At 34.5% G+C, this 12,956-nt stretch carries 10 protein-coding genes; 9 read left to right on the top strand and 1 reads right to left on the bottom strand.

Annotated elements, in window-relative coordinates:
- The first annotated feature begins 51 nt into the window (after positions 1-51).
- From NG655_RS03615 to NG655_RS03575, 9 genes are all read left to right on the top strand, one after another.
- A complete protein-coding gene (locus NG655_RS03615) occupies positions 52-594 on the top strand; it encodes an RNA polymerase sigma factor (protein ID WP_252157984.1) in 543 nt (180 codons plus the stop codon).
- Entirely contained in the window at positions 575-1,048 is a 474-nt protein-coding gene (locus NG655_RS03610) for a hypothetical protein (RefSeq protein ID WP_252157983.1), read from the top strand. The genes NG655_RS03615 and NG655_RS03610 overlap by 20 nt, the downstream gene beginning before the upstream one ends.
- Positions 1,038-1,496 carry a hypothetical protein gene (locus tag NG655_RS03605; RefSeq protein WP_252157982.1) on the top strand — a complete coding sequence of 153 codons (459 nt, stop codon included), beginning with the start codon at positions 1,038-1,040 and terminating at the stop codon, positions 1,494-1,496. Before NG655_RS03610 ends, NG655_RS03605 begins: the two co-directional genes overlap by 11 nt.
- Before the next feature lie 41 nt (positions 1,497-1,537).
- Positions 1,538-2,752 (top strand): RsmB/NOP family class I SAM-dependent RNA methyltransferase, encoded by a 1,215-nt coding sequence (locus NG655_RS03600; protein ID WP_252157981.1) that lies wholly within the window; start codon positions 1,538-1,540, stop codon positions 2,750-2,752.
- A gap of 102 nt (positions 2,753-2,854) precedes the next feature.
- Positions 2,855-6,502 (top strand): phosphoribosylformylglycinamidine synthase, encoded by a 3,648-nt coding sequence (gene purL, locus NG655_RS03595; protein ID WP_252157980.1) that lies wholly within the window; start codon positions 2,855-2,857, stop codon positions 6,500-6,502.
- 83 nt (positions 6,503-6,585) lie between these two features.
- On the top strand, positions 6,586-8,355 hold the full coding sequence (locus NG655_RS03590; protein WP_252157979.1) for an AMP-dependent synthetase/ligase: 1,770 nt from the start codon (positions 6,586-6,588) through the stop codon (positions 8,353-8,355).
- A gap of 119 nt (positions 8,356-8,474) precedes the next feature.
- Positions 8,475-8,912 carry a MarR family winged helix-turn-helix transcriptional regulator gene (locus tag NG655_RS03585; RefSeq protein WP_252159078.1) on the top strand — a complete coding sequence of 146 codons (438 nt, stop codon included), beginning with the start codon at positions 8,475-8,477 and terminating at the stop codon, positions 8,910-8,912.
- An 18-nt stretch (positions 8,913-8,930) separates the two neighbouring features.
- Positions 8,931-10,727 carry an acyl-CoA dehydrogenase family protein gene (locus NG655_RS03580; RefSeq protein WP_252157978.1) on the top strand — a complete coding sequence of 599 codons (1,797 nt, stop codon included), beginning with the start codon at positions 8,931-8,933 and terminating at the stop codon, positions 10,725-10,727.
- Positions 10,728-10,867: 140 nt separating this feature from the next.
- The gene (locus NG655_RS03575) at positions 10,868-12,223 is read left to right on the top strand and encodes a M28 family metallopeptidase (protein WP_252157977.1); all 1,356 of its coding nucleotides are present in this window, start codon (positions 10,868-10,870) and stop codon (positions 12,221-12,223) included.
- On the opposite strand, the gene NG655_RS03570 is transcribed toward NG655_RS03575, so the two are convergent.
- Positions 12,220-12,891 carry a SprB repeat-containing protein gene (locus NG655_RS03570; protein WP_252157976.1) on the bottom strand — a complete coding sequence of 224 codons (672 nt, stop codon included), beginning with the start codon at positions 12,889-12,891 and terminating at the stop codon, positions 12,220-12,222. The two genes, NG655_RS03575 and NG655_RS03570, sit on opposite strands and share 4 nt — an antisense overlap.
- Positions 12,892-12,956 lie beyond the last annotated feature (65 nt).

The raw sequence follows: 12,956 nt of genomic DNA, 5'->3' as shown, positions 1-12,956 counted from the left end.
CTCATTAAACTATTTTGTATTTTTAGAGTCATAGCTATAAACAATTTTTACTTGGAAGAGCAAACGCTTTTGATAAATGCATTACAGAATCCAAAAACTCAGGAAATAGGATTCAAGACCTTGATAAAGGAATATCAACAGCCACTTTATTGGCATATCCGAAAAATTGTTTTAGATCATGAAGATGCTGATGACGTACTCCAAAATACATACATTAAAATCTTCAAGAATATAAAAAATTTTAGAGGTGACAGTAAATTATATAGCTGGATGTACAGAATAGCAACAAATGAATCTTTAACATTCATTAAACAAAAGTCTAAGAAATTAGGGCTTTCCACAAATGAATATACAGAAAAACAGGTTAATAAACTGGAGGCAGATGTATATTTTGAGGGAGATCAAATTGCCAGAAAACTTCAATTAGCTATTGCAAAACTTCCAGAAAAACAAAGGTTAGTTTTCAATCTAAGGTATTTTGATGAATTAAAATATGATGAAATCTCTGAAATATTAGAAACTAGCATTGGAAGTTTGAAAGCATCTTATCATCATGCGGTAAAAAAAATTAAAAATGAAATTGAAAAACAATAAACACGGATTTAAAGTTCCTGAAAATTACTTTGATGAGCAGAACAAGCTTATGGGTGATCTTGAATCAATTTCAAAAGTTCACTTCAAGCTAGAAGTTCCTATGGGTTATTTTGAAAGATCGGAACATCAAATCGAAAAACTAATAAAAGACCAAAAACCAAAAAGTAAATTAATCACTTTATTACCTTACTATTCATCTATTGCCGCTTGCTTTCTTATCGTACTCGCTCTAAGTCAATTTAAAGAAGAAATAGATGATCCAGCGTATGCTAAAATATATTTTGAAGAACAAGAAATTCCTTTTACAACAAACGAATTATTTGATCTAACTCAAAACCAGGACTTAGAAATTAATTCGATCGCTTTTGAAAACCTTAACAACGAAACAATATTTGAACTACAAGAAGCTTACAACCCAGATTTCAATTTAATTTATGAAAACTATGAAGATTAAACACATTGCATTATACACCCTAATCGCTTTATTTACAACAAGCGCATGGGCACAAAAAAAAGATAAGAAAATGAGTTACGAACGCCTAAGAGCGATGAAAATCAATTTCGTTATCGAAAAAGTAGATCTAACCACAGAAGAAGAATCATTTGTCTGGGGTGCTTTTGAAGCCTATGAAACACGAGTATATAATAAGTATCACAAGAAAATGAAAAGTCTAAGAAAAAAAAGGCTAGCAAACATTGAAGAAGTTTCCGAAGCTGGTGCGAATGAAACCTTAGATTCTATAATTCATTTTAGATCTGAAAAAGAAAAAGCAGATCGTGAGTTTATGGATACTTTAAAGTCAAAATTAACGGCTAAACAAGTTTTAGAAATCCATGTAGCAGAACAAGAATTTCATAAGAAAATGATTCATCGCTCAAGAAAGGAAAAAAAGATACCTTAAAATGCGACAAGCTCATATTGGAGCTGTAAATTTGCATTTAAATGAGAAAACTATACCGCATTACAGCTCAAGGTATCATCGATACGCTTGCAAAAACATTATCGACGAACGCTAGAGCCTCAAGACTTTTAGAAAAACTAAATCTAGCAAATCCAAAATGGGGATCAGGAGACAGAAATACAGTACATCGTGCTACTTATGAAATCCTAAGATGGAAAAACTATTACTCGTTTTTGAGTGGTCATGATGAAACGGTAGATAAAAAAGAAAATCTCTGGAGTTTATTAGGAGTATGGCTCGTTATCAATAATCTAGAAGTTCCAGACTGGGAAGAATTTAAAAGTTTAAAACCTAAGGAAATTAAGGCTAGACAAAAAGAAAAGACAACTCCTGAAAGAACAAAATCTATACCTTCTTGGCTATACGAGAGAGGAAAAAAAGAGTTGTCTAGAGAATGGAATATTGAGCTTGACGCACTAAACATTGAAGCAAAATTAATTCTAAGAGTAAATAGAATTGTAACCTCCCCAAAAAAACTTCAAGAAGAACTACACTCTAAATACAATATTGAGGCACTTCCAATTAAAGGGTATGAAGACGCTTTACTGATAAACAAGCGAACTAACCTTAGAAAAAAACCCCTTTATCTAAAAGGTAGTTTTGAAATCCAAGATGCAAATTCACAGAAAATAGGACCCTTCACTGACGTAAAACCTGGAATGAATGTCATTGACGGTTGTGCTGGTGCAGGAGGAAAGACTTTACATTTGGCTTCTCTTATGAGAAATAAAGGAGATATTATAGCGCTAGATGTAGAAGAAAATAAACTTAAGGAGCTTAAAAAGCGAGCTCGAAGAAACAGAGTTAAGATCATAAAAAACATCTGGGTAGCCGATGCTCAATACAAAGAATCATTATCAAATTGGGCCGATCGTGTGCTAATAGACGCCCCTTGTAGTGGTCTTGGGACACTAAAAAGAAACCCTGATTTAAAGTGGAAACTTACAGAAGAAAGAATATCAGAAGTAATTGATTTACAGAGAAAAATACTTTTAGAGCAATCCAATTGGGTAAAAAAAGGGGGGAAATTAATCTATGTTACCTGCTCAATTTTACCGAGTGAAAATCAAGATCAAATTAGCTGGTTCCTAAAACAAGAAGCAGGAAAAACTTTTGATTTAGAAAAAGAGGAAACTTTTTTTTCTCATCAAACTGAATATGACGGTTTTTATGCAGCTCGATTGATCCGGAGATAGTTGTGAATAACATTCGGAAAACTGTCTGAAAAACCATTGTAATTCAAGTGTTTCTTTGCATAAAAAATATGTAAATTTACAGCCTAGAAATACAAACTATCTATGATCCATTTTTTTGGTTTACCTCAGGATGAAATCTTTGCAGTTGAGACAAGCAAAGATCTATCAACCAACTCAATAGAAAAATTACAATGGCTGTTTGGAAATCTTCCAAGCATTGAATCTGAAAATCTTACAGAAACTTACTACGGTCCTAGAGCTACTATGATTACTCCTTGGAGTACAAATGCTGTTGAGATCACTCAAAACATGGGAATCGAAGGGATTTTAAGAATCGAAAAATATATCCCAGAATCTAAAACGGATGTAATCGATTATATGCTTGTTCAACAATTTGAAAAGCTGAATAGTGATCTGTTTAAGATTGAACTTGAGCCTGAAAAAGTAAAAAACATAGAAGACATTGCAAACTATAACACGAAAGAAGGTTTAGCTCTAAATGAGGAAGAAGTAGACTATCTTAACTCCCTGTCTAAAGATCTAGGTAGACCATTAACCGATTCTGAAGTTTTTGGGTTTTCGCAAGTGAATTCTGAGCACTGTAGACACAAAATTTTCAATGGAACTTTTATTATTGATCAAGAAGAAAAAGAAAAGAGTCTTTTTCAAATGATTAAAGAAACATCAAAGCAAAATCCAAATACAATTATTTCTGCTTACAAAGATAATGTTGCATTTATTGAAGGTCCAAGCATAGAACAATTCGCACCCGAAAAGGGAGATGTTCCAAGTTCTTATCAAAAACAAAAAATAGAAACTGTAATTTCTTTAAAAGCTGAAACACATAATTTTCCAACTACTGTAGAGCCTTTTAACGGAGCTGCAACTGGTTCTGGAGGAGAAATAAGAGACCGTTTAGCTGGAGGAAAAGGTTCCTTACCATTAGCTGGAACAGCTGTTTATATGACTCCTTACTCAAGAGTTTCTGAAAAAAGTACTTGGGAAAATGGTTTCAAAAAACGGGATTGGCTTTACCAAACTCCACTTGAAATTTTAATTAAAGCATCGAATGGTGCTTCCGACTTCGGTAATAAATTTGGACAACCCCTTATTAGCGGTTCTGTTTTGACTTTCGAACATCAAGAGGGAGAGCATCAACTGGGTTATGACAAAGTTATCATGCAAGCTGGTGGGATTGGATTTGGTAAGAAAGAACAAGCTCAAAAAAGCGTTCCAAAAAAGGGAGATCGTATCATTATTCTCGGTGGAGATAACTATCGAATAGGTATGGGTGGAGCTGCTGTCTCTTCTGCTGACACTGGAGCTTTTGGAAGTTCGATTGAATTGAATGCAATACAACGTTCAAATCCAGAAATGCAAAAAAGAGTTGCTAATGCTATTAGAGCTTTAGTTGAAAGTGCAAGAAACCCAATCATATCGATCCATGATCATGGAGCTGGAGGACACCTAAATTGTCTTTCTGAATTAGTAGAAGAAACTGGTGGGGCCATTAGTATTGATAAACTTCCACTTGGAGACCCTACCCTATCTGCAAAAGAAATTATTGGAAATGAATCTCAAGAAAGAATGGGATTAATTTTAAAAGAAGAGGATGCACGAATTTTAGAAAAAATTGCTGATCGAGAGCGAGCTCCTTTTTATGACGTCGGTGTTGTTACAGAAGACGATCATTTTTCTTTTCATTCAGAAAAAAGAGACGAAACTCCAATTGATTTAGATCTAAGTGCATTATTTGGAAGCTCACCTAAAACTTTAATGCAAGATCAAACGAAAAAGGTTGATTTCAAAGAAGTTGAATACAACTCAAACGACTTAAAACACTACATCAGTCAAGTACTTCAAATTGAAGCTGTAGCATGTAAAGATTGGCTTACAAACAAAGTAGACCGATGTGTAACAGGAAGAGTTGCGCAACAACAATGTGTTGGAGAGCTTCAGCTACCATTAAGTAATTGCGGTGTTATGGCTCTGGACTTTACAGGAACGAGTGGAATTGCGACTTCTATAGGACACGCTCCTCTTACTGGGTTAATCGATCCAAGGGCAGGAAGTATAAATGCAATAGCTGAATCTTTAACGAATATAGTTTGGGCTCCACTGGAGAATGGATTAACATCGGTATCGCTTTCGGCTAACTGGATGTGGCCATGCAACAATGCTGGTGAAGACGCAAGGCTTTATGAAGCTGTTGAAGCATGTTCTGATTTTGCAATAGCTTTAGGAATTAATATTCCAACAGGAAAGGATTCCCTTTCTATGAAACAAAAATATAAAGACCAAGAGGTAAAAGCTCCTGGGACCGTAATAATTTCTGCGGCTGGAGCTTGTAGTGATGTTTCAAACATTGTAACTCCAGTATTAAAATCAAATGGTGGATCTTTATACTATATCGATCTATCTAAAGATGAATTTCATTTGGGAGGATCTTCTTTTGCGCAAATAAGAAATGCAATTGGAACTGAAGTTCCCTCTGTTAAAGATGCTGCTTATTTTAACAGCGCTTTTAATAAGGTTCAAGACCTTATTAAATCGAATAAAATAAACGCTGGTCACGACATCGGGTCTGGAGGTTTAATTACGTCTCTTCTTGAACTTTGTTTTCCGAGCCTAGGAATTGGACTTGATATAGATTTAAGTGCTCTAGGAGAACAAGATACAGCACGTGTTTTATTTTCAGAGAAAATCGGTATCCTTGTCCAATCCAACGAAAATCTTACGGAATTCTTCGGTTCAGCTGGAATTAAATGCATTAAACTTGGTTCTGTTAAAACAGAAGCAACACTGTCTCTAAAGAATCATGAATTTAATTCTGATTTTTCAATAGATGAACTTCGTAGAACTTGGTATAAAACTTCTGCTCTTTTAGACGCAGAACAGACGGAAAAAAATTGTTCTGACGATCGATTTAAAAATATTAATAAGCAACCTCTTCAATATAAATTCCCTGCTTCATTTTCAGGAAAACTTAAAACAACTCCAACAAATAAAATTAAAGCAGCCGTTATTCGAGAAAAAGGAAGTAATTCCGAAAGAGAAATGGCTTATGCCATGTACATCGCAGGTTTTGATGTTCGTGACGTTCATATGACCGATCTTATAGAAGGAAGAGAAACGTTAGAGGATATTCAGTTTATCGTTGCCGTTGGAGGTTTTTCTAACTCCGATGTTTTAGGTTCTGCAAAAGGTTGGGCAGGAGCATTTAAATATAATGAAAAAGCAAAGAAAGCACTAGATAATTTCTTTGCCCGTCCAGATACATTATCCCTTGGAGTTTGTAATGGATGTCAATTATTTGTTGAATTAGGACTTATTACTCCTGATCATAATGAAAAGCCAAAAATGCTTCATAACAATTCAGGAAAGTTCGAATGCACATTCACCTCTGTAAAACTTCAAGAAAGTAGTTCTATTTTATTAAAAGGAATGGAAGGAAGTACATTAGGTATTTGGGCTGCCCACGGGGAAGGAAAGTTTTCTTTACCCTTAGAAAGAAACCAATATCAAATTCCTGGGACCTATGGATATGAAGAATATCCAGCGAATCCTAATGGATCTGACTACAATGCTGCGATGCTATGTAGCGATGATGGTCGTCATTTAGTAATGATGCCTCACTTGGAACGATCAACTTTTCCATGGAATTGGGGGCATTATGAGGCAGATCGAAATGACGAGATTACCCCTTGGATGATGACTTTTAACAATGCCTATTCCTGGTTGAACAAGTAAAAACAATATTTTTTTTATTGTAATTACATTTACTTTCGTTGTTAAAAAATATTTGGGTACATTTAGTAACTAATTTTTTTACAATGAATCCAACTAGATTATTTGAGTTTTTAGAAATACAAAGAAATACTGTTCCTTTAGATAAAAGTGTAACCACCAAATACAATGGAATCTGGGAAAGTATTTCAACAGAATCGTTTTATCAAAAAGTTCAACAGGTAAGTCGTTCGCTTATAAAATTAGGAGTAAAAAAAGGAGATAAAGTAGCCCTAATCTCTACAAATAACAGAACGGAATGGTGTATCATGGATCTTGGTATTCTTCAGCTTGGAGCAGTCACAGTTCCAATCTACCCAACGATTACAGCTCCAGAATACGAATATGTTTTAAATCATTCCGAGAGTCAATATTGCTTTATTTCTGATGAAGAAATTTTAACCAAACTAAATACTGTTCGAAAAAATATTCCTACACTAAAAGAAATCTATTCTTTTGACGATACTAAGGATTGTCTATCTTGGAAAGATTTACTCAGCGATGCTGAGGACAAGGAAACACAAAAGTTAGTCGAGGAAGCTAAGAAAAATGTGGACACTGAAGACTTAGCTACGATTATATACACCTCTGGAACTACTGGAGTACCAAAAGGAGTAATGCTTAATCATAAAAATATTGTATCTAATGTTATATCCTCTGCAAAAAGACTTCCATTAGAAATAGGAAAAACACATGCATTAAGCTTTTTACCAGTCTGTCATATTTATGAACGTGTAATTCTTTACATATACTATTATCAAGGGATTGGAATTTACTTCGCTGAGTCGTTAGAAAAAATATCTGATAACTTAAATGAAGTAAACCCGTATTTCATGACTGCAGTTCCGAGACTTCTAGAGAAAGTTTTTGATAAAATATATGCACGTGGTGCAGATTTAGACGGAATAAAACAAAAACTCTTTTATTGGGCGGTTGACCTCGGGTTACAATACGAACCTTATGGAGCCAACGGATTTTGGTATGAATTTAAACTTAAAATTGCACGTAAATTAATTTTTTCTAAATGGAAAGCAGCCTTGGGAGGAAATCTGCATACGATAAGCTCTGGAAGTGCAGCTTTACAACCCCGATTAGCCCGAGTATTTAGCGCAGCAGGAATAACTATCTGCGAGGGATATGGCTTAACCGAAACCTCTCCTGTATTAACAGTAAGCGATCTAAATAATCGTGGACTTAAGTTCGGTTGTGTGGGTAGAGCTATTGAAAACGTAGAACTTAAAATAGCAGAGGACGGAGAAATTTTGTGTAAAGGACCAAATGTAATGCAAGGTTATTATAAAGACCCCGAAAAAACCGCTGAAGTTATTAAAGAGGGATATTTCCATACTGGTGATATAGGGGAAATTGATTCTGATGGATTCTTAAAAATTACAGACCGTAAAAAACAACTTTTCAAAACATCTGGAGGAAAGTACATTGCTCCTCAATTGATAGAAAATAAAATGAAACAATCCCTATTCATTGAGCAGATAATGGTCATTGGGGAAGGTCAAAAGATGCCAGCAGCATTAATACAACCTGCTTTTGAACATATTGAAAATTGGATTAAAGATCAAAAACTTAATATTGAACCATCAGTTGAGGCAATCTGTTCCAGTCAAGAGGTTAAAGAGGCGATTCAAAAAGATATTGACGAATACAATCCTACATTTGGGAAATGGGAACAGGTAAAAAAATTCGAGCTTACTCCAGAAATATGGAGTATTGAGCTAGGACACCTTACTCCCACCATGAAAGTAAAACGAAAGATTGTTAAAGAAAAATACAAAACACTCTTTGATAAAATATATTCATAGAACTAAACCCCTCTTAAACAGGGGTTTAGTTTTGACAATATACTATGCATACATTATTATGTAAACATAATTATGTATGCATAGTAAAAATTACTATATTTGAACAAATAACAAGAAGATTGAAACCAATTACAATAGAATACGCATTAAGAACCACTTGGCAGTTAATCACCAACATGTACAATGAGAAAGCCGCTGCTTATGATTCTACCATGTCAATGGGATTCACTCTGTTATCAATAGATGCAGAGGGAACTCCTTCGACTGCGCTTGGACCAAAAATGGGAATTGAACCTACTAGCCTATCCAGAATACTCAATACAATGGAAGAACGAGGTTATATTGAGCGTAGACCAAATCCAAATGATGGTAGAGGCGTTTTGATTTTTTTAACAGAGCAAGGAAAAGAAAAAAGAGATGTCTCAAAAGAAACTGTTTTAGAATTTAATAACTCGATTTTTAAAAATATGGACCCAAAAAAAATGGAACACTTTTTTGAAGTAATTGAATTTATTAAAATGAAAGTAGAGCAGAATGAATTAAGTAAAACAGTCTAATATAATCTTATAATTAAAATGGAAAACACTAAAATCAATATCAAAGGCGGAGAATTTGTAGTTAAAGAAACAGACGCTAGAGATGTTTTTACTCCTGAAGATTTCAATGAGGAACAAATCATGATGAAGGAATCTGTTCAAGAATTTGTTGATCGAGATATTGTTCCTAATAGAGAACGTTTTGAACAAAAAGATTTTGATTTAACTCAAGAGTTAATGTCAAAAGCGGGTGAGTTAGGGTTTCTAGGAGTTGCTGTCCCTGAGGAATACAATGGACTTGGAATGCCCTTTACATCTACTATGTTAGTTTGTGATTATATATCAGGTGCCAATGGATCTTTCTCTACTGCTTTTGGAGCTCATACTGGTATTGGAACCATGCCAATAACTCTTTATGGAAATGAAGAACAAAAGCAAAAGTATGTAAGTAAACTTGCAACAGGTGAATGGTTTGGTGCATATTGTCTTACAGAACCTGGAGCTGGATCTGATGCTAACTCAGGTAAAACTAAAGCAGTACTTTCTGAAGATGGAACACACTATAAGATAACAGGACAAAAAATGTGGATCACCAATGCTGGTTTCGCAGATATCTTAATTGTCTTTGCACGAATTGAAGATGACAAGAACATAACAGGTTTTATAGTACCTAAAGATTTAAATAATGGGATTACTTTAGGTGATGAAGAAAATAAGCTTGGAATTAAAGCTTCTTCAACGCGTCAAGTGTTTTTCAATGAAACTAAAGTCCCTGTTGAAAACATGCTTGCTGGACGTGGAGAAGGATTTAAAATTGGAATGAATGCTTTAAATGTTGGGCGCATAAAACTAGCAGCAGCCTGTTTAGAGGCGCAAAGAAGAACTACTTCGCTTGCAGTACAATATGCAACGGAACGTGTTCAATTTAAAACTCCAATCGCAGAGTTTGGCGCAATTAAATACAAGCTTGCTAATATGGCAACAAACACGTACGTAAGTGAATCGGCTAGTTATAGAGCTGCTTTTGATATCGAGGAAAAAATAAACAATCTATTGGAAGATGGGTTATCACACCAAGAAGCAGAACTTAAAGGGGTTGAAGAATTTGCAATCGAATGTTCCATTCTTAAAGTAGCGGTTTCTGAAAAGGCGCAAGATTGTACAGATGAAGGAATACAAATCTATGGAGGTATGGGCTTTTCAGCAGATGCTCCAATGGAAATGGCATGGAGAGATGCTCGTATTTCAAGGATTTATGAAGGAACTAATGAAATAAACAGAATGCTTTCTATAGGAATGTTATTGAAAAAAGCATTTAAAGGTCAGATTGACTTAATGTCTCCTGCAACTGCTGTTGGTCAAGAATTAATGACTGGAATTCCTAAAAGTGAAATCTCTTCTGATTTATTAGCTGAAGAAAAGCAATTAATCAAAAATATGAAGAAAATCCTATTGATGATTACTGGAGCTGCTGTTCAGAAATTTGGTCCTAAATTCGATACTGAACAACAAATTATACTCGCACTTTCTGATATTCTAATAGAGATTTATATGGCTGAATCTGCGATATTAAGAACAGAGAAAAATTGTGATCGTTTTGGAATTGACTCTCAAAAAAATCAGTTAGAAATGACTCAATTATATCTATATAATGCGATTGAGAATATCAATAAAAGTGGAAAAGAAGCAATCGTTTCTTTTGCTGAAGGTGTTCAACTCAAAGGAATGCTTTCTGGAATGAAACAATACAGCAGGTATGAAAAATATCCTAACGTTGTTGAGCTAAGAAGAAGTATTGCCGCTACACTTATTGAAGAAAATAAATACCCGTTTTAATTTTTTATAGAGTTTTGTTTTGTTTAGAAACCTCCAAATATTTTTTGGAGGTTTTTTTTATATATTTATGACAAGGAGAATTCTATTTTTAAGAGTACGACTCAGACAATCTTAACAATAATACTTACTGAAAAAAACAAATGAAAAACTTTATAATATCTACTCTTGTTTTAACCGTTACGCTCTTAATTTATCCTAATAAAGTTCTTGCACAATCAGAGCTCGATTTTTACAACATTATAGAAAACGTGTCCTCCGATCGAATTGAGGAAGATATTACAATTCTTGCCAACTTCGGAACTAGACACACTTTAAGTGACACCCTCTCTAAAAGCAGAGGAATCGGTGCAGCTCGACGCTGGATTTTCAACAGCTTTAAAGAGATTTCTGAGCAATGTTCCGATTGTATTGAAGTAAGTTATCAAAAAAACTATGTGGAACCAGATGGTAGAAGAATTATAAAACCAGTATGGATTAATAATGTCATCGCAATTCAAAGAGGTACTAAATATCCAAATCGTTACATTATAATGAGCGGAGATATTGATTCACGAATTTCTGATCCTAACAATTACACAGAAGACTCCCCTGGTGCAAATGACAATGCAAGTGGAATGGCTGGAACCATAGAAGCTGCTCGTATTTTATCAAAATATAATTTTGAAAACAGTATAATTTATGCAGGACTTGCTGGTGAAGAACAAGGATTATTTGGAGGAAAAGGGCTTGCTGAATATGCAAAAGAACAAGGGTGGGAAATCATTGGAATTTTAAATAATGACATGATTGGAAATATTCGTGGAGTGGATGGTGTGATTGACAACCGAACTTTTAGAATATTTTCAGAACCGGTTCCCCCAACAGAAACGGAAAGAGAACGGAAAAGAAGAAGGTTTTATGGAGGTGAAGTTGATGGAATTTCAAGACAATTAGCCCGTTATATTCATGCAAATGTTAAAAAATATATGCCAGAGATGAATCCAAAGATGATTTACAGACTGGATCGATTTGGAAGAGGCGGTCACCACAGACCATTCAATGATGTTGGATTTGCAGGGATTCGAATTATGGAAGCTCATGAAAACTATACACAACAACACCAGGATATACGTATAGAAAATGGAATTGCTTATGGAGACGTTTTAGAAGCTGTTAATTTTGATTATGCTAATAAACTTACAGCAGTTAATGCAATCAACTTAGCCTCTATCGCATGGGCACCTCCCGCTGTCAAAGAACTAGCTATTGGTGGAATTGTAGAGGATTCCGCCAAATTCAAATGGACAAAATTAAAAGATGATGACATTAAAGGTTATCGTATTTACTGGAGAGACACCACCTCCCCTACTTGGGACAACAGCAGATTTGTTGGTAATGTTTCCGAGGCTGTTCTTAAAGGGATCGTAATTGACAACTTCTTTTTTGGTATTGCTACAGTTGGAAAAAATGGAATTGAAAGTCCTGTAGTTTTTCCTAATAAAATATTCAGGAACTAATAGTTGTCAATAGACAATCGTTTATATCCTCCTCTATTATTTCTTCTATAAACACTAAAATCAAAGGAAATATTAAATTCAAAAATACTAGGAGCGAATACAGTATTGATTTGCCTCAATGGAATATTATATTGAAATCCAAAATCAAAATTTTCTACTGAAAGACCAAACAATACTCCAAGACTTATTAGAGAAAGTGTAAGTAATGGAGGGGCAACAACGGTAAATATTTGTGTTTTTTGACATAAACTATTAGGATCAATTCCTCCTGGAGGAACATCAGTAACGGTGACACTGAATTGACCTGCAGAAATATTTTGTATAATATTGGTATTATTAGTAATGGCTTTACCATCTTTTTCCCAAGCGTAGGTGTAAACACCAGAACCACCCGTAATACGCACTTGTATTTCACTTGAGGTATCATCGGCACAGGATAATTCAATTTCTCCATCGCTATTAAATACCAAAGAACCTGCTAGAGTCAAATTCAATAGACATTTTGAGGAGATAATAAAAGTTTCAGAATCACAAATTGATATTATTGGACCTGAGCCAAAATACGAAGAAAGAATGGGAAGTGTGAGTATCTGTCCATAAGACGAGATTGTCCATAAAAGCAATGAACAAAATATAGTAAGTTGACACCGAAGTTGAGGGGACTTCATAGTAGGTTATGTTAAAAATTGGGTATGTAAATATAAGAATTAAGTATTAGCAACTAACTTAATTT

Origin of the sequence: Candidatus Arcticimaribacter forsetii (genome assembly GCF_910589745.1) — a bacterium.
Lineage (GTDB): Bacteria > Bacteroidota > Bacteroidia > Flavobacteriales > Flavobacteriaceae > Arcticimaribacter > Arcticimaribacter forsetii.
This window is presented reverse-complemented; position numbering and strand designations above follow the sequence as displayed.

Coding starts and splice junctions, on each gene's coding strand:
- NG655_RS03610 (WP_252157983.1), top strand. CDS start 575: ATGAAATTGAAAAACAATAAACACGGATTTAAAGTTCCTGAAAATTAC.
- NG655_RS03605 (WP_252157982.1), top strand. CDS start 1,038: ATGAAGATTAAACACATTGCATTATACACCCTAATCGCTTTATTTACA.
- NG655_RS03600 (WP_252157981.1), top strand. CDS start 1,538: ATGAGAAAACTATACCGCATTACAGCTCAAGGTATCATCGATACGCTT.
- purL (WP_252157980.1), top strand. CDS start 2,855: ATGATCCATTTTTTTGGTTTACCTCAGGATGAAATCTTTGCAGTTGAG.
- NG655_RS03590 (WP_252157979.1), top strand. CDS start 6,586: ATGAATCCAACTAGATTATTTGAGTTTTTAGAAATACAAAGAAATACT.
- NG655_RS03580 (WP_252157978.1), top strand. CDS start 8,931: ATGGAAAACACTAAAATCAATATCAAAGGCGGAGAATTTGTAGTTAAA.
- NG655_RS03575 (WP_252157977.1), top strand. CDS start 10,868: ATGAAAAACTTTATAATATCTACTCTTGTTTTAACCGTTACGCTCTTA.
- NG655_RS03570 (WP_252157976.1), bottom strand. CDS start 12,891: ATGAAGTCCCCTCAACTTCGGTGTCAACTTACTATATTTTGTTCATTG.